Below are 17,542 nucleotides of genomic sequence, written 5' to 3' on the forward strand. Positions count from 1 at the left end.
CCCGGGCCGAGTGCCCGGGCCGCCGGTGCGGCGGTGGAAACCGGGCGGGAGCCTGGGCCACCTGGCCCCCGCCCGGGGTCTGTGGGGCGTTCCTCAGAACTCGTCGTCGAAGGAGACCGAACCCTCCACCGCCACCTGGTAGGCCGAGGGGCGGCGTTCGAAGAAGTTCGTCAGCTCCTGGACGTTCTGCAGCTCCATGAACGTGAAGGGGTTGCCGGACCCGTAGCGCTCCGGGAAGCCCAGCCGGCGCAGCCGCTGGTCGGCGACCGCCTGGAGGTACTCGCGCATGGAGTCGGTGTTCATCCCCGGCAGGCCGTCCCCGCACAGGTCGCGGGCGAACTGCAGCTCCGCCTCGACGGCCTCCTCCAGCATCGCCGTCACCTGCTTCTCCAGCTCCGCGTCGAAGAGTTCGGGTTCCTCCTGGCGCACGGTGTCCACCACGTCGAACGCGAAGGACATGTGCATCGACTCGTCGCGGAACACCCAGTTGGTCCCGGTGGCCAGCCCGTGCAGCAGCCCGCGCGAGCGGAACCAGTAGACGTAGGCGAACGCGCCGTAGAAGAACAGCCCCTCGATGCAGGCGGCGAAGCAGATCAGGTTGAGCAGGAAGCGCCGCCGGTCCTCGCGGGAGGCCAGCTCGCCGATGTTCTCGACGGCGTCCATCCAGCGGAAGCAGAACTGCGCCTTCTCCCGGATGGAGGGGATGCTCTCCACCGCGGCGAAGGCCGCCGCGCGCTCGTCGTGGTCGGGCAGATAGGTGTCCAGCAGCGTCAGATAGAACTGGACGTGCACGGCCTCCTCGAACAGCTGCCGGGACAGATACAGTCGCGCCTCGGGCGAGTTGATGTGCTTGTAGAGCGTCAGCACCAGGTTGTTGGCCACGATCGAGTCCCCGGTGGCGAAGAACGCCACCAACCGGCTGATCATGTGCTGTTCGCCCGGGGTGAGCCTGGCCAGGTCGGCGACGTCGGAGTGGAGGTCGACCTCCTCCACGGTCCAGGTGTTCTTGATCGCGTCGCGGTAGCGCTCGTAGAAGTGCGGGTAGCGCATCGGGCGCAGCGTCAGTTCGAAGCCCGGGTCGAGCAGGTTCTTGGCGGCTGTCGGGTCGCTCGTCGTCATTACTGGCATGCCTCGCAGGACTCGGGGTTTTCCAGGGAGCAGGCGAGGGCCTCGTCGGCCGTCGCGGGAGCGGGAGCGGGGGCGGGGGCGGGCACCGAAGCGGTGGCTCCGGCCGCCTGCGCGATCCGGGTCGCGGGGCGCGACCGCAGGTAGTACGTGGTCTTGATGCCGCGCTTCCAGGCGTAGGCGTACATCGAGCTGAGCTTCCCGATGGTGGGCGAGGACAGGAAGAGGTTCAGCGACTGGCTCTGGTCCAGATACGGGGTGCGGGCCGCCGCCATGTCGATCAGCGCCCGCTGCGGGGTCTCCCAGGCCGTCCGGTAGAGCGCGCGGACCTGCGCGGGCACCCACTCCAGCTCCTGCACCGAGCCGTTGGCCTCGCGCAGCGCCTCCCGGGCGCGCGCGTCCCACAGCCCCAGCCGCTTCAGCTCCGCGACCAGATAGGTGTTCACCTGGAGGAACTCGCCGCTGAGCGTCTCGCGCTTGAACAGGTTGGAGACCTGCGGCTCGATGCACTCGTACACGCCCGCGATGGAGGCGATGGTGGCCGTCGGAGCGATCGCCAGCAGCAGTGAGTTGCGCATCCCGGTCCGGGAGATCCGTGCCCGCAGCGCCTCCCACCGCTGCGGCCAGGCCCGCTCCCCGGCCGTGGCCGGATAGTGGTCGGGGTGCAGCACGCCGCGCGCCGTGCGGGTCGCCTCCCAGGCGGGCAGCGGCCCGTGCTGCTCGGCCAGCTCGGCGGAGGTCTCGTAGGCGGCCAGCATGATGCGCTCGGCGATCCGGGTGGACAGCTCGCGGGCCTCCGGGGAGTCGAAGGGCAGCCCGAGCCGGAAGAAGACGTCCTGCAGGCCCATCACTCCCAGGCCCACCGGCCGCCAGCGGGAGTTGGAGACGGCGGCCTGCCCGGTCGGATAGAAGTTGATGTCCACCACGCGGTCCAGGAACCGCACCGCGGTGCGGACCGTGGCGTCCAGCCGCTCCCAGTCCATCCGGTCCGGCAGCGGGCCGCCGTCCTCCTCGCCCAGGTGTGCGGCCAGGTTCACCGAGCCCAGATTGCAGACGGCGGTCTCCCCGTCGTCGGTGACCTCCAGGATCTCCGTGCACAGGTTCGAGGAGTGCACGGTGTTGCCCGGCTCCGCGGTCTGGTTGGAGGTGCGGTTCGCGGCGTCCTTGAACGTCATCCAGCCGTTGCCGGTCTGCGCGAGGGTGCGCATCATCGCGCCGTACAGCTGCCGCGCGGGCAGCCGCTTGACCGCGCGCCCCGCCGCCTCGGCACGGCGGTAGGCGGCGTCGAACTCCTCCCCCCACAGGTCCACCAGCTCCGGCGCCTCGGACGGGGAGAAGAGCGACCACTGCTCGTCCGCCTCGACCCGGCGCATGAACTCGTCCGGGATCCAGTGCGCCAGATTGAGGTTGTGGGTGCGGCGCGCGTCCTCGCCGGTGTTGTCCCGCAGTTCCAGGAACTCCTCCAGGTCCGCGTGCCAGGTCTCCAGGTAGACGCAGGCCGCTCCCTTGCGGCGGCCGCCCTGGTTGACCGCGGCCACCGAAGCGTCCAGCGTGCGCAGGAACGGCACGATGCCGTTCGAGTGGCCGTTGGTGCCCCGGATCAGCGCTCCGCGGGAGCGGATCCTGGAGTACGACAGACCGATGCCGCCCGCGTGCTTGGACAGCCGCGCGACCTGCTGGTAGCGCTCGTAGATCGAGTCCAGTTCGTCCTGGGGGGAGTCGAGCAGATAGCAGGAGGACATCTGCGGGTGGCGGGTGCCGGAGTTGAAGAGCGTGGGGGAGGAGGGCAGGTAGGCGAGGGAGCTGGTGAGCCGGTAGAAGTCGGCCACCTCCGCGAGGGCCTGCGGCGATTCGTCAGCGGCCAGTCCGCAGGCCACCCGGAGCAGGAAGTGCTGCGCCGTCTCGACGGGGCGCCGGGTGATCGGGTGCCGCAGCAGGTAGCGGGAGTGGACCGTCCGCAGCCCGAAATACCCGAACCGGTCGTCGGCGCCGTCCTCGACGGCCTCCCGCACCAGCGCGTCCAGCCGGTCGGCGTGCCGGCGGACGAACGCGTGCGTGCCGTCCGCGATCAGCCCCTCCGCGTGGCCCAGTGCGACCGCGTCGGAGAACGAGACGACGCCTTCCGCGGCCGCCTCGTCCCGGATCGCGAGGGTCAGCAGCCGGGCCGCCAGCCGGGAGTACGCGGGATCCTCGCTGATGCGGCCGGCCGCGGACTCGATGGCCAGGGTGCGCAGTTCCACCGCGTCGGCGCCGGGCTGCCTGCCGCGCAGCGCCGCGGCCAGTACCGGCGCCGGGTCCGCGTCCGGGAGGTCGGCGGTGAGCGCGGCGAGGGTCGCGCGCAACGCGGCGGCCGACGGGTCCTCGCCGGCCTCGTCTCCCGTGGCGGAGCCGGGGGTGGCGGGTGCCGGAAGGGTGGGGGCGGTGGTGACGGTCACGCGGTGCTCTCCCTCGCTGCTCACTGGCCGTGGGCAGCGCACGGGGGGAGAGGCGCGCGCCCGGCCGCCCCGCTCGGGCACCGAGCCCGGTTCCGGGCCCGGACCCCTGTTCAGGGCACGGCGCGCTCCGCCCACCGGTCCGACCCACGAGACCTGGACGTTCTTCGGGCCGCCGCCGGCAGGTACTCGGACTTGCGGGCGGGCTCGCGCCGGCCCCTCACCGTTGCGGGACAGTTCCGGATTCGCACCGGATTCCCCTGCGTCGAGGGCGACAGCCGTGAGACACCATACATCTTGTGCTCGGCTTAAGCAGGCACCCCATATCTTGTGCCGTCCCGCGTCGTGTCGGGCAACGGCTCCGGCTCCCCGCAGCGCCCCCGGCAGGGTGCCGGGCACCGGCGCGGAGACCGGCCACCCGGGCCGGACGCGGCGGTCGGCCCGGGCGGGAGCGCGTTCACAGGCGCAGCGCGTAGGCCCACAGGGTGACGCCCGGGACCGGACTCCAGTCCCGCCCGGCGTCCCGGCGGAACCCGAGGCGCCGGTAGAGGCGGTGGGCGGCATGCATGGTCGGCTGGGTCGAGAGCACCAGCCCCGAGAGCCCCAGCGCGCGGGCCCGGTCCGAGCAGGCCGTCACCAGCGCCTCCCCGACCCCGCGTCCGCGTGCCGACTCGCGCACGCCGAGCATCCGGAACTCGCCCTCGTCCTGCCGCGCCCGCTCCGCGAAGGGCCCGCCGCGGCCGACGAAGGTGACGGTGCCCAGCAGTTCGCCCCGGTCCCCCTCGGCCACGAGCAGCTCCGCGTGGCCGGCGCGGCCCGCCGCGTCCCGCAGGGTCTCCAGATACGGGTCCGCCTCGCCGAGGTCCAGCAGCCCGCCGCTCAGATAGGCCCGGGCGACCAACTCGCCGAGCTCCGGGTACTCCTCGGGCCTGGCCGTTCTCACGGTGATGTCCATGCCGTCATCATCCGCCACACCACCGACACCGCGGCCCGCCGCCGGCTGCCGGAAGGCGCCGCCGGGGTGGTCGGCGGAGCCGTGCGACCGCACCCGGCGGGCGCGTACTCAGCAGCAGCGGAAGCCCTCGCGCGGGTCGCCCTCGCGGGCGTCGGTGCGGCGCCGCTCGAACTCTTTCCTGCCGGGGACCTCCGCGTCCGGGCCCTGGTACCGGCGCACATGGGCCACATACCGGTCGTAGGCGCCCTCGTCGGTCAGCTCGCGCACATACCAGCGCACCCAGCGTCCGGCGCGCAGCAGCCGGCGCAGCATCCGGTCGGCGGCTGCCGCGCTCACCGGGAGTCCCCGTCCGCTCCGCCGCCGGACGGCCCGGCTGCGGCCGCTTCGGCCAGCTCGGCCTTCTCTTCCTTGGTGGCGATCAGTCCGGCGGGCGCCGTCAGGGTCGACTTCCGGTAGGGCGCCTCGTGCATCCGGGTGCCCTCCGGGTCGCGGACCGCGCGCACGCAGGTGCGGGCCGCGTCGGCGAGGACGACGACGACCAGCAGCGCGAAGAGCGCCGAGAGGACCCCGTCCACGGTCGAGTTGGTGACCACCGTGTGCATGTCGTCCATGCTCTTGGCGGGGGCGATGACCTTCCCCTGGTCGATGGCCTCCTGGTAGTCGGCGCGCTGCTGGAAGAAGCCGATCTTCGGGTCGGTGGAGAAGACCTTCTGCCAACTGGCCGTCAGTGTGACGACGGCGTCCCACGCCAGCGGTACGGCCGTGACCCACGCCCACTTCAGCCGTCCGGACTTGACCAGCAGCGTGGTGCAGACCGCCAGGGCGACGGCGGCCAGCAGCTGGTTGGCGATCCCGAAGAGCGGGAAGAGCTGGTTGATCCCGCCGAGCGGCTCGTGGACGCCCACCCACAGGAAGTAGCCCCACAGCGCCACGATGACGCCGCTGGACAGCAGCAGGCCCGGCCACCAGCTCACCCGGCGGAAGGGCTTGTAGACGTTGCCGAGCATGTCCTGGAGCATGAACCGGCCCACCCGGGTGCCGGCGTCCAGGGCGGTCAGGATGAACAACGCCTCGAACATGATTGCGAAGTGGTACCAGAACGCCTTCATCCCGGAGCCGCCCACGACCTCCGAGAAGATGTTGGACACCCCGATCGCCAGGGTGGGTGCTCCACCCGTCCGGGAGAGCAGCGACTGCTCCTCGACGGCCTTGGCGGCGGCGGCCAGCTGGTCGGGGGAGATGCTGTACCCGAAGCTGCGCACCGCCTCGGAGGCGGCCTGCACGTTGTCGCCGATGACGCCGGCGGGCGCGTTCATCGCGAAGTAGAGGCCCGGGTCGATGATGCTGGCGGCGACCATCGCCATGATGGCGACGAACGACTCCATCAGCATGGAGCCGTAGCCGATCATCCGGATCTGGGTCTCCTTCTGGATCATCTTCGGCGTGGTGCCCGAGGAGATCAGCGCGTGGAAGCCGGACAGGGCGCCGCAGGCGATGGTGATGAAGACGAACGGGAAGAGCGAACCGGCGAACACCGGCCCGTCACCCACCCCCGCGAAGTCGGTGATGCCCGCCATCTTCAGCGTCGGCAGCGTCACCACCACACCGACGGCCAGCAGCCCGATGGTGCCGATCTTCATGAACGTCGACAGGTAGTCGCGCGGCGCCAGCAGCATCCACACCGGCAGGATGGAGGCGATGAAGCTGTAGACCAGGATCCAGACGACCAGAGTGCCCGGCTCCAGGGTGAAGGTGTCGGCCCAGGAGGACTCGGCGACCCATCGTCCGGCCACCAGGGCGAGCAGCAGCAGCGCGATGCCGATCAGCGAGACCTCGGTGACCCGCCCGGGGCGCAGCACCCGCAGACAGAACCCCATGAGCAGCGCGATCGGGATCGTCATACCGATCGAGAAGGTGCCCCAGGGCGACTCGGCCAGCGCGTTGACGACGACCAGCGCCAGTACCGCCAGCAGAATGATCATGATGGCGAGAACGGCGAGCAGCGCCGCCGCGCCGCCGACCGGGCCGATCTCCTCGCGCGCCATCTGCCCCAGCGACTTGCCGTCCCGCCGCATGGAGAAGAAGAGCGTCACCATGTCCTGGACGGCGCCGGCCAGGATCACGCCGACGACGATCCAGATGGTGCCCGGCAGATATCCCATCTGGGCCGCCAGCACCGGGCCGACCAGCGGGCCGGCGCCCGCGATCGCGGCGAAGTGGTGGCCGAGCAGCACGCGCCGGTCGGTGGGGTGGAAGTCGATGCCGTTGTCGAGCCGTTCGGCGGGTGTGGCCCGCGTCTTGTCGACGCGCAGCACCCGGGTGGTGATGAAGCGCGCGTAGAAGCGGTAGCCGATGGCGTAGGAGCCGAGTGCGGCCGCCACCATCCACGCGGCGGAGACCTCTTCGCCGCGGGCGAGGGCGAGCATGGCCCAGCCTGCCGCGCCGATCAGTGCGACGGCTGTCCAGACGGCTATGGAGCGTGGACCGAGCTTGCCGGCCGGGTGTGCAGTGCTGGGCACGCGCGTCCCTCCTCGACCTCACCTGCGCACCATTCGAGGTGGCGCGCCTACCACGACAGCAGGCCGACCGTAGAACACCGCCTTGATCGGCGCCATACCTCGGGAGGGGGGGAACCGCGATCCGCGGCGTGGAACGGGGAACTCGCGGCGCGGAGCCGCCGGTTGCGCCGACCGGCGGTGGCGGGGCGGCGGGGTCAGGCCGTGGGGCGCTGGAGGTTGGCCACGAACTTGTAGCGGTCCCCACGGTAGACCGAACGCACCCACTCCACCGGCTCCCCGGCGGTGTCCCGGGAGTGCCGCGAGAGCATCAGCATCGGCAGTCCGACGTCGGTGCCCAGCAGCCCGGCCTCGCGCGGGGTGGCCAGTGAGGTCTCGATGGTCTCCTCGGCCTCCGCCAGGTGGATGTCGTAGACCTCGGCGAGTGCGGTGTAGAGCGAGGAGTACTTGACCAGGCTGCGGCGCAGCGCGGGGAACCGCTTCTGGGACAGATGGGTGGTCTCGATCGCCATGGGTTCGCCGCTGGCCAGCCGGAGCCGCTCGATGCGCAGGACGCGTCCGCCCGCGGGGATGTCCAGCAGCACGGCGAGCCGGTCGTCGGCGGTGACGTAGCCGATGTCCAGCAGTTGCGAGGTGGGTTCGAGTCCCTGGGCCCGCATGTCCTCGGTGTAGGAGGTGAGTTGCAGCGCCTGCGAGACCTTGGGCTTGGCGACGAAGGTGCCCTTGCCCTGGATCCGCTCCAGGCGCCCTTCGACGACGAGTTCCTGGAGCGCCTGCCGCACGGTGGTGCGCGAGGTGTCGAACTCGCTGGCCAGCGTCCGCTCGGGCGGTACCGGGGTGCCCGGCGGCAGGGTCTCGGTCATCTCCAGCAGGTGCCGCTTCAGCCGGTAGTACTTGGGCACGCGCGCGGTGCGGGCCGCCGATCCGTTGCCGCCCGCGGACCCGGTGTCCGCCGCGGCCGGCGCGACCGCGCCGCCCCCGTCCGTGCTCATGGCCCGCCTTCCCGACTCCTGTGGTGCTGCCGTCACCGGCTTCCTCCGTGTTGCGTAGCGGCTCACATCGTGGCACGGCCCCGGTCCGGGCGGGCGTCCCAGCTCAGATGTCGTTCCGATAACGGAACCGACAGCGAGCTTTATACACCGTTGACACCCCTAAAGGTCTAGGCCAAGCTCTCTTCATCTCATTGGTCTAAACCAACTCCGTCCGGAAGCCACTCCGGATTTGCGGTGCGGAGCGTTCCAGTGTGCAGGGGAGAATGCTGTGGTACGCATACATAGGGGCCTCATTGCCGCGGCCGGTGTCGCGGCGCTGATGGTGAACGTCGCGGCCTGCGGGTCGGACGGCGACAAGAAGGACGGCCCCGAGAGCTTCAAGGGCCAGACCCTGACCCTCTGGGCGATGGACGGCTCCACGCCCGATCAGTGGACCAAGGACGTCAAGGCGGCCTTCGAGAAGAAGACCGGTGCGAAGCTGAAGCTGGAAGTCCAGCAGTGGAACGGCATCCAGCAGAAGATCACCACCGCCCTCTCCGAGTCCGACCCGCCGGACGTGATCGAGGTCGGCAACACCCAGACCCCGGCGTACGCCCGCACCGGCGGACTGGCCGATCTCAGCGACCTGAAGAAGGGGTTGGGCAAGGACTGGACGCCCTCCCTCAACAAGTCCGCGGTCTACGACGGAAAGCAGTACGCGGCACCCTGGTTCGCCGTCAACCGCACCGTCATCTACAACAAGAAGATCTGGTCCGAGGCGGGCATCGAGGGCACACCCGAGACCCGCCAGGAATTCTTCGACGCGCTCGAGAAAATCGGCAAGAAGACCGACGCCGAGCCCCTCTACATGCCCGGCCAGAACTGGTACTTCCTGGACGGCCTGCTCATCGGCCAGGACGCCGACCTGGTGAAGAAGAAGGGCGGGAAGTGGGTCTCCAACCTCGCCGACCCCAAGGTCGGCAAGGCCATGGACATCTACAAGAAGTACGCCTCCTACTCCGAGGCGCCCAAGGACAAGGACGAGGCCACCCCGCAGCAGGCCGAGGTCTTCGCCAAGGGCAAGACGGGCGCCTTCATCGGACTGAGCTGGGAAGCGGCCACCGCGATCAAGGCCAACAAGAAGATCGAGAAGGACATCGGCTACTTCACCATCCCGGGTGAGACCGCCGACGAGCCCGAGGGCGTCTTCCTCGGCGGTTCGAACCTCGCCGTCGCGGCCGGCAGCGAGAAGCAGGAGCTCGCCAAGGAGTTCCTGAAGATCGCGCTGTCCGACAAGTACGAGGGCGAGCTCGCCAAGGAGGGCGGGGTCATCCCCAACAAGTCCGCGCTGCAGAGCAATCTGAAGGGCAACCCCGCCGCCGAGGCCGCCGCGCCCGCGGTCGAGGGCGGCGGTCTGACGCCGCTCATCCCCGAGTGGGGTGCCGTGGAGAACCCGCCCAACCCGATCAAGACCTATATGACGTCGGTCCTGAAGGGGAAGTCGCACGCCGACGCCGCCAAGGCTGTCGAGGGCGAGATGAACAAGAGGCTGTCGCAGAAGCAGTGACCCGTTCGCCAGGGCGGGGGTGGGGGCGGTGCCAGGCACCGCCCCCACCACCGGGTGGGAGTTTGAATGTCTGTGAAAACCGATGAGGCGGCACCTCCTCGTGGCAGGACGCCCGTCAGGACGGTGGAGGTGTCCGGCCCGCCGCCGCGCGCCGGCCGGCTCGCCAGGAAGGGCACCCTGCCCTACCTCCTGCTGCTGCCCGCCCTCGGGCTGACCGCGGTCTTCCTCGGGTATCCGCTGGTCACCAACGGCATGTTGTCGTTCCAGAACCTCAACATGACGCAGCTGATCCAGCACGTCACCGAGTGGAACGGGTTCGAGAACTACGCCGACACGCTCGGGAACGACACGTTCTGGCGGGTCACCCTGCGGTCGGTGATCTTCACCCTCGTCAATGTCGTCGTGATCATCGTGGTCGGCACCCTCGTCGGACTGCTGCTCGCGCGGCTCGGGTCCAAGATGCGGCTGCTGCTCTCGATCGCCCTGGTGCTGGCCTGGGCGATGCCGATCATCGCCGCCACGACCGTCTACCAGTGGCTGTTCGCCCAGCGGTTCGGTGTCGTCAACTGGGTGCTGGCCAAGCTCGGCTTCGACTCGATGGCCGACTACAACTGGACGGGGACGCAGCTGTCCACGTTCTTCGTCATCTCGCTGCTGCTGGTGTGGACATCCGTCCCGTTCGTCGCGATCAACCTCTACGCCGCGACGACGACCATCGCCAAGGAGCTGTACGAGGCCGCGGCACTGGACGGCGCGGGGGCGTGGCAGAGCTTCAAGAACGTCACCTTCCCGTTCCTCAAGCCGTTCCTGATGGTCGCGACGTTCCTCGAAGTCATCTGGATCTTCAAGGCGTTCCCGCACGTGTTCGCCATCAACCAGGGCGGTCCCGACCGGCTCACCGAGACGTTGCCGGTGTACGCGTTCGTGGAGGGCGTCGGCAACCAGCACTACGGAGCCGGTGCGGCGATCTCCGTCCTGACGATCCTGATCCTGCTGGCCCTGATGTCCTACTACCTGCGGCTGGTGATCCGGCAGGAGAGCGCGGACGAGGCCGAGGGTTCCGAGAAGAGCAAGGGGGGCAGGGCCTGATGCGACGGTCACTGCTGGGCCGGATATGGCCGAACGCGACCGCACTGGTGCTGTTCGTGGCGTTCGCCTTTCCCGTGTACTGGATGTTCAACACGGCGTTCAAACCGAACGGGCAGATCATCAGCGAGGACCCGGTCTGGTTCCCCACCTCGCCGACCTTCGAGCACTTCAGCACGGCGGTCAACGCCGAGAACTTCTGGACGCTGGTCCGCAACTCCGTCACCGTCACCGTGCTGGCCGTCGGAATCTCGCTGCTCGTGGCGCTCTTCGCCTCGTTCGCGCTCGCCCGGATGCGGTTCAAGGGCCGCAAGGGCATCCTGCTGACCTTCATGGTCGCCCAGATGGCACCCTGGGAGGTCATGGTCATCGCGATCTACATGATCGTGCGCGACGCCGAGATGCTGAACAGCCTGGTGCCGCTCACCCTCTTCTACACCGTCATGGTGCTGCCGCTGACGATCATCACCCTGCGCGGCTACGTCGCCGCCGTGCCCAAGGACCTGGAGGAGTCGGCCATGGTCGACGGCTGCACCCGGCTCCAGGCGTTCCGCCGGGTGATCTTCCCGCTGCTGGCCCCGGGCCTGATGGCCACCTCGCTGTTCGGATTCATCACGGCGTGGAACGAGTTCCCCCTGGTGCTCATCCTCAACAAGGACGACGAGGCGCAGACGCTCCCGCTGTGGCTGTCGAAGTTCCAGACCGCCTTCGGCGACGACTGGGGTGCCACCATGGCGGCAGCCTCCCTCTTCGCCGTGCCGATCCTGCTGCTCTTCCTCTACCTCCAGCGCAAGGCCGTCGCCGGTCTGGCCTCCGGCGCGGTCAAGGGATAGGCCGAGGAACAACGGGACACAGGAACCAGCGACCACAGGGACACAGGGACGACAGGGACCACTGTGCGACACCGCCGCCCGACCCCTCGGCACAGCAGGGAAGTGAAGGGACACCGCGCCGCATGACCACCTCACTCCGAGCCCCGGACACCCTCACCCGCGACGCCCTCGCCGTCCTCCAGCCCGGCTTCGCCGGAACCTCCGCCCCCGCCTGGCTGCTGCGGCACCTGGAGGAGGGGCTCGCCTCGGTCGGCCTGTTCGGGCGGAACATCGAATCCGCCCAGCAGCTCGCCCTGCTCACCGAGCAGCTCCGCGACGTCCGCCCGGACCTGCTGGTCGCCATCGACGAGGAGGGCGGCGACGTCACCCGGCTGGAGGTGCGGACCGGCTCCTCCTACCCCGGCAACCTCGCCCTCGGCCGCGTCGACGACCCCGACCTGACCCGGGCGGTGGCCTTCGAACTGGGCAGCCGGCTCGCCGCGGCCGGCGTCAACCTCAACTGGGCGCCCTCCGCAGACGTCAACTCCAACCCGGACAACCCCGTCATCGGGGTGCGCTCCTTCGGCGGCGACCCGCAGCTCGTCGCCCGGCACACCGTCGCCTACGTCGAGGGCCTCCAGGCGGCCGGGGTCGCGGCCTGCGTCAAGCACTTCCCCGGGCACGGGGACACCGCCGTCGACTCGCACCACGACATGCCCCGCATCGACGCCGACCTGGAGACCCTCCGGGCCCGCGAGCTCGTCCCCTTCGCCGCGGCGGTCGAAGCGGGCAGCAAGTGCGTGATGAGCGCCCACATCCTGCTCCCGGCGCTGGACGCCACGCGCCCCGGCACCCTCAGCCCCGCCGCGCTCACCGGACTGCTGCGGGCCCCCCGCGACCAGGGCGGCCTGGGCCACCAGGGGCTCATCGTCACCGACGGAATGGAGATGCGGGCCATCTCCGCGACCTACGGCCTCGAACGCGGCAGCGTCCTCGCGCTGGCCGCCGGGGCCGACGCCATCTGCGTCGGCGGCGGACTGGCCGGCGAGGACACCGTGCTGGGGCTCCGCGACGCGCTGGTGCGCGCGGTGCGGGACGGCGAGCTGGCCGAGGAGCGGCTCGCCGACGCCGCGGCACGGGTGCGCGGCCTGGCCGCGTGGGCGCGGGGGGTGCGGCGGCCGGACACGGGGGGTCCGGCCGACCCCGCCCTCCGCGCGGACCCGTCCGGTGCCGAAGCGGGCATCGGGCTGGAGGCGGCGCGGCGCGCGCTGGTGGTGACCGGGCTGGAGGGCCACCGCCGCCCGGCCGGGCCGCTGTACGTCGCGGCCCTCACCTCGGTGGCCAACATCGCGGTCGGTGACGAGACCCCCTGGGGCCCCGCCGCCGAGCTGGAGCGGATGGTGCCGGGAACCCGGACGGGCACCTACCGGGCCGCCGACGGGGACGTCGGCGCCGCGGTGCTCGCCGACGCGGGGGAGCGGCCCGTCGTCGTGGTCGTCCGCGACCTGCACCGCCACCCGTGGATGGCGGACGCGGTGGCGCGGCTGGTCGCCGCCCGCGAGGACACCGTGGTGGTCGAGATGGGGCTGCCCCAGGCGCCGCCGCAGGGCGCCCTGCACATCGCCACGCACGGTGCGGCACGGGTCTGCGGGCGGGCCGCGGCCGAGGTCATCGCCCGCGGCTGAGCCCCGGTCCCACTCCAGGGCCGGGGCCCGGGACCGGGACCCGGAGCCGACCCGGGGCAAAACGTGCCCAACCGCCACGCCGTAGGATCGAACCGCGACCGCACGCGAACATCACCCCTGGGAGGGACCCGCATGTCCTCGAACGCCCCGTCCGAGCCGGGCACCGTCATGTCCGGTGAGATGGCCGAGCAGCCGGCCGTGCTGCGCCGCATCCTGGACGAGGGCGCTCCCGCCATCCGCGAGGTGGCCGAGCGGATCGCCGCGAAGAACCCCCGCTTCGTCCTGCTCACGGCGCGGGGCACCTCGGACAACGCCGCGCTGTACGCGAAGTACCTGCTGGAGATCCAGCTCGGCAAGCCGTGCGGGCTGACCTCCATGTCGACGACGACCGCGTACGGCGCGCGCCCCGACCTCACCGACTGCCTGGTGATCACCATCAGCCAGTCCGGCGGCAGCCCGGACCTGGTGGCCTCCACGGAGGCGGCCCGGGAGGCGGGCGCGATCACACTCGCCGTCACCAACAACGCCGACTCGCCGCTCGCACGGGTGAGCGAATTCCACATCGACGTGCTGGCCGGCCCGGAGAAGGCGCTGCCCGCCACCAAGACCTACACGGCGGAGCTGCTGGCGCTCTACCTGTTCGTGGACGGCCTGCGCGGCGGCGGGGGCACCGAGGCCGCCAAGGCGCTGCCCGGACTCGCCGAGGCGGTGCTGGAGCGCAGGGGCGAGGTCAAGGCGCTGGCGGCGCGCTACCGGTTCGCCGAGCGCATGGTGCTCACCTCGCGCGGCTACGGCTACCCGACGGCGAAGGAAGCCGCGCTGAAGCTCATGGAGACCAGCTACATCCCGGCCCTCTCCTACTCCGGCGCCGACCTGCTGCACGGCCCGCTGGCGATGGTGGACAACATCTCGCCGGTGATCGCCGTGGTCGCCGACGGCAAGGGCGGCGAGGCCCTGCAGCCGGTGCTGGAGCGGCTCCGCGACCGGGGCGCCGACCTGGTGGTCATCGGCCGCCGCGAGGAGGTGGAGCGGGCGTCGGCCGGCTTCGCGCTCCCCACCGAGGGGCTGCCCGAGGAGCTGCAGCCGCTGATCCAGATCCTGCCGCTGCAGATGCTCGCCTACGAGGTCACCATGGCGCGCGGCCAGGACCCGGACGCGCCCCGCTCCCTCGCCAAGGTCACCGAGACCCGCTGAACGGGGGCGTGGCATGGCGCAGCCGTCCATGAAGCAGGCGACCACCACCGACGGCCTGGTGGAGCAGCTCATCGACGTCGGGGCGACCGCCGTGCGCCGGGGCTTCGTCCTGGCCAGCGGCGGCAATCTGTCGGCCCGGCTGCCCGGTTCCGAGGAGTTCGTGGTCACGGGCGCGGGCACCTGGCTGGACCGGCTGGCGCCGGAGGACTTCACCGTCATGAACCTGGCGGGCGAGATCGTCGGCGGCAACCCGCAGCCCTCCAGCGAGTGGAAGCTCCACCAGCGCACCTACCGGGTGCGCGAGGACGTCAACGCGATCGTCCACATGCACCCGCAGCACGCCGTGCTGGTCGACGCACTCGGCCACGAGATCCGGCTGCTGACCCTGGACCACGCGGTGTACGTGCGCTCCGTCGGCCGTACCGGCTTCTTCCCGAACGGCTCGGACGAACTCGCCGACACCGCCGCCGAGCAGGCCAAGGAGCACAACTGCGTGCTGCTGGCGCACCACGGCTGCTCGGCGCTGGGGGAGCACGTCGGGATGGCCTTCCGGCGGGCGATGAACCTGGAGGAGGCGGCCACGGCCACCTACCGCGCGCTGCTGCTGGGGGACCGCACGACGCGCTTCCCGGTACCGGCGGACGAGGCGATCCGGCACGCCTGAGCCGTGCCCGGGGCCGCGGGCATCCCTCTCCGCGGCTCGACGCCGGGACCCTCCGGGCTGCCTCCGGGACCCTCCGCGGTGCCGGAGGCCGGAGGAGGGCCGCAGCCGGCCCCGGACGGTCCCGGACACCGGAGAGGCGGCGGCGGGCCGTGGGCGGCTCGGAACCCGCACCGGGCCCGGAACGCACTACGGGCCGCGGCGCCGGTACGGGACCCTCAACCCGTCCGGCACCGCAGCCCGGAGCTGCAAGGCCCCGGCGCTGTCAGGGCAGAGAGCGCCGCGGACCTCGATCCGCCCTCCTGTGCGGGGAGGACAGAAGTTCTTCCGGAAGGATTCTGGACTAGACCACGGCTGTCTGTCTACGGATCGCGCGTTTCCGCCGTCCCGCGGCACCCCCTCCGGTCCGCCGCGCGCCGACCGGGAACCCGGCCGGAGCCGGGTGGCGCCGGCCCGCGCGGCGGCCTGCCGTACCCTCGGCCCCGTGCCCTCCATGAACGACCTCGTACGCCAGCACACCGCCCTCTCCGCCGTGGAGCTGGAGTGGCTGCACATGCTGGTCTCCGAGTGGCAGCTCCTCGCCGACCTGTCCTTCGCCGACCTCGTGCTGTGGGTGCCCACCCTGGACGGCACCCGCTACGTCTCGGTCGCCCAGATGCGCCCGAACACCGGTCCCACCTCGCACCAGGACGACATGGTCGGCCATCTGGTGCCCCGGGGGCGCCGGCCGCTGCTGGACGCGGCTCTGGACGAGGGCCGGATCGTGCGGGAGGGGGACCCGGAGTGGCGCGAGGAGGTGCCGGTGCGGGTCGAGTCCATCCCGGTCCGCCGCGAGGGGCGGGTCCTGGGGGTCATCGCGCGCAACACCAATCTGCTGACGGTCCGCACCCCCAGCAGGCTGGAGCTGACCTATCTGCAGAGCGCCTCCGACCTCGCACAGATGATCGCGGCGGGCAGCTTCCCGTTCCCCGGGCACGAGGTGGACATGGACCATGTCCCGCGCGTGGGGGACGGCTTGATCCGGCTGGACGCCGACGGCCATGTGCAGTACGCCTCCCCGAACGCGCTGTCCGCCTACCACCGGCTGGGACTCGCCGCCGACCTGGTCGGGCTGCACCTGGGCGAGGCGACCGCGGAACTGGCTCCCGCCCGCGGGGCGGTTGATGAGGCCATGGTCAAGCTGGCCAGCGGCTGGGCGCCCCGCGGAGCCGAGGTGGAGGCCAACGACTGCATCGTCCAACTGCGCGCCATCCCGCTCAAGCCCAAGGGCACCCGGATCGGTTCGCTCATCCTGCTGCGGGACATCACGGAAGTGCGCCGCCGCGAACGCGAGTTGATCACCAAGGACGCCACCATCCGGGAGATCCACCACCGGGTGAAGAACAACCTCCAGACGGTGGCCGCGCTGCTGCGCCTGCAGGCCCGCAGGATGGACTCGGAACAGGGCAAGGAGGCGCTCGGCGAGGCGGTGCGGAGGGTCGGCTCGATCGCCATCGTGCACGAGACGCTGTCCCAGAACCTGGACGAGCGGGTGGACTTCGACGAGATCGCCGACCGGGTGCTCGCGATGGTGGCGGAGATCTCACCCGGCCGGATCACCGGACGCCGCACGGGGCGCTTCGGGATCCTCGGCGCCGAGGTCGCCACGCCGCTGTCCATGGTGCTCACCGAGGTCCTGCAGAACGCCATCGAGCACGGGTTCGGCGCCGAGGAGCAGGGCGCCGTCGAGGTGCACGCGGTGCGCGGCGCGGCCACCGGGCAGGACGGGGCGCGGTTGCTGGTCACGGTGCAGGACAACGGCCGCGGTCTGCCCGCGGGCTTCGACCCCGGGAGCGGCGGCAACCTCGGGCTGCAGATCGTCCGGACACTGGTGGAGGGGGAGTTGGGCGGCACGTTCGACATGCTCCCCGGCAGCACGGGCGGCACCCGGGTGCTGTTCGACCTCCCGGTGGCCGCTGGCTAGCGTCCCGGAGCCGGTCCGGCGGCGTCCCGGAGCCGTTCGCCGGGGAGCGCGACGAAAGCGCCGAGCCCCCGGTCCCTGGGCGAGGACGGGGGGCTCGGCGCTTCACGCTCTGCTTTGAGTTGTGCGGGCGCTCCGCGTACTGCTGGGCGCTCCGAGGGCACTGCGTGCTGCGTCTCGGGCTGCCGCTGGTGCAGGGCTGGTGTCAGGCGTGTCAGGCGGTCGCGGCGTTGTTCCGCGCCCGGTTGCGGGCGGCACGGCGCTTCATCGCGCGGCGCTCGTCCTCGCTCAGACCACCCCAGACACCGGAGTCCTGACCCGACTCCAGAGCCCACTGCAGGCACTGCTCCATGACGGGGCAGCGGCGGCAGACAGCCTTGGCTTCCTCGATCTGCAGCAGCGCGGGACCGGTGTTGCCGATGGGGAAGAACAGCTCGGGGTCTTCCTCGCGGCAAACGGCGTGGTGACGCCAGTCCATGGCTGCTACCTCTCCTCGTGTGTGGCTTGCTTGTGAATGTGAACGCTTTCACGAATCCCTTGACGGGGGAAGTGGGGCCTCACAAATGTGATGCGGGTCC

General features: G+C 71.1%; 14 protein-coding genes and 1 riboswitch. Of the genes, 7 read left to right on the forward strand and 7 right to left on the reverse strand.

Annotated features, from left to right (window positions below; genetic code table 11):
• Positions 1-93: 93 nt before the first annotated feature.
• From A949_RS0102880 to A949_RS0102905, 6 genes are all read right to left on the reverse strand, one after another.
• Positions 94-1,119, reverse strand: a complete 1,026-nt coding sequence (locus A949_RS0102880; RefSeq protein ID WP_019354500.1) for a ribonucleotide-diphosphate reductase subunit beta — start codon at positions 1,117-1,119, stop codon at positions 94-96.
• Positions 1,119-3,560 carry a ribonucleoside-diphosphate reductase subunit alpha gene (locus tag A949_RS0102885; RefSeq protein ID WP_019354501.1) on the reverse strand — a complete coding sequence of 814 codons (2,442 nt, stop codon included), beginning with the start codon at positions 3,558-3,560 and terminating at the stop codon, positions 1,119-1,121. The genes A949_RS0102880 and A949_RS0102885 overlap by 1 nt, the downstream gene beginning before the upstream one ends.
• A 160-nt stretch (positions 3,561-3,720) precedes the next feature.
• A riboswitch (cobalamin riboswitch) is annotated at positions 3,721-3,855 on the reverse strand.
• A 159-nt stretch (positions 3,856-4,014) separates the two neighbouring features.
• The gene (locus A949_RS0102890; RefSeq protein WP_026004284.1) at positions 4,015-4,512 is read right to left on the reverse strand and encodes a GNAT family N-acetyltransferase; all 498 of its coding nucleotides are present in this window, start codon (positions 4,510-4,512) and stop codon (positions 4,015-4,017) included.
• A gap of 108 nt (positions 4,513-4,620) precedes the next feature.
• A complete protein-coding gene (locus A949_RS0102895) occupies positions 4,621-4,824 on the reverse strand; it encodes a CstA-like transporter-associated (seleno)protein (RefSeq protein ID WP_026004285.1) in 204 nt (67 codons plus the stop codon).
• A gap of 20 nt (positions 4,825-4,844) precedes the next feature.
• Positions 4,845-7,031: a carbon starvation CstA family protein gene (locus A949_RS0102900; RefSeq protein WP_019354504.1), complete on the reverse strand. Its 2,187-nt coding sequence runs from the start codon at positions 7,029-7,031 to the stop codon at positions 4,845-4,847.
• Between the two features lie 194 nt (positions 7,032-7,225).
• Positions 7,226-8,020, reverse strand: a complete 795-nt coding sequence (locus A949_RS0102905) for a GntR family transcriptional regulator (protein ID WP_019354505.1) — start codon at positions 8,018-8,020, stop codon at positions 7,226-7,228.
• A gap of 277 nt (positions 8,021-8,297) precedes the next feature.
• On the opposite strand from A949_RS0102905, the gene A949_RS0102910 reads away from it, so the two are divergent.
• The 7 genes from A949_RS0102910 to A949_RS0102940 all read left to right on the forward strand — a co-directional run bounded on the left by A949_RS0102910 (position 8,298) and on the right by A949_RS0102940 (position 16,967).
• Entirely contained in the window at positions 8,298-9,566 is a 1,269-nt protein-coding gene (locus A949_RS0102910) for an extracellular solute-binding protein (protein WP_026004286.1), read from the forward strand.
• A 66-nt stretch (positions 9,567-9,632) separates the two neighbouring features.
• Positions 9,633-10,655 carry a carbohydrate ABC transporter permease gene (locus A949_RS0102915; RefSeq protein WP_026004287.1) on the forward strand — a complete coding sequence of 341 codons (1,023 nt, stop codon included), beginning with the start codon at positions 9,633-9,635 and terminating at the stop codon, positions 10,653-10,655.
• On the forward strand, positions 10,655-11,485 hold the full coding sequence (locus tag A949_RS0102920) for a carbohydrate ABC transporter permease (protein WP_019354508.1): 831 nt from the start codon (positions 10,655-10,657) through the stop codon (positions 11,483-11,485). Before A949_RS0102915 ends, A949_RS0102920 begins: the two co-directional genes overlap by 1 nt.
• Positions 11,486-11,607: 122 nt before the next feature.
• Positions 11,608-13,149 carry a glycoside hydrolase family 3 protein gene (locus tag A949_RS0102925; RefSeq protein WP_019354509.1) on the forward strand — a complete coding sequence of 514 codons (1,542 nt, stop codon included), beginning with the start codon at positions 11,608-11,610 and terminating at the stop codon, positions 13,147-13,149.
• Positions 13,150-13,281: 132 nt separating this feature from the next.
• Entirely contained in the window at positions 13,282-14,343 is a 1,062-nt protein-coding gene (locus A949_RS0102930; RefSeq protein ID WP_019354510.1) for an SIS domain-containing protein, read from the forward strand.
• Between the two features lie 13 nt (positions 14,344-14,356).
• Positions 14,357-15,007 (forward strand): class II aldolase/adducin family protein, encoded by a 651-nt coding sequence (locus A949_RS0102935; protein ID WP_019354511.1) that lies wholly within the window; start codon positions 14,357-14,359, stop codon positions 15,005-15,007.
• Between the two features lie 490 nt (positions 15,008-15,497).
• Positions 15,498-16,967 (forward strand): sensor histidine kinase, encoded by a 1,470-nt coding sequence (locus A949_RS0102940; RefSeq protein WP_026004289.1) that lies wholly within the window; start codon positions 15,498-15,500, stop codon positions 16,965-16,967.
• Positions 16,968-17,178: 211 nt separating this feature from the next.
• On the opposite strand, the gene A949_RS0102945 is transcribed toward A949_RS0102940, so the two are convergent.
• Positions 17,179-17,442 carry a WhiB family transcriptional regulator gene (locus tag A949_RS0102945; RefSeq protein ID WP_016469673.1) on the reverse strand — a complete coding sequence of 88 codons (264 nt, stop codon included), beginning with the start codon at positions 17,440-17,442 and terminating at the stop codon, positions 17,179-17,181.
• Positions 17,443-17,542: the final 100 nt, after the last annotated feature.

This window comes from Streptomyces sp. AA1529 (assembly GCF_000280905.1).
Classification (GTDB): Bacteria; Actinomycetota; Actinomycetes; order Streptomycetales; family Streptomycetaceae; genus Streptomyces.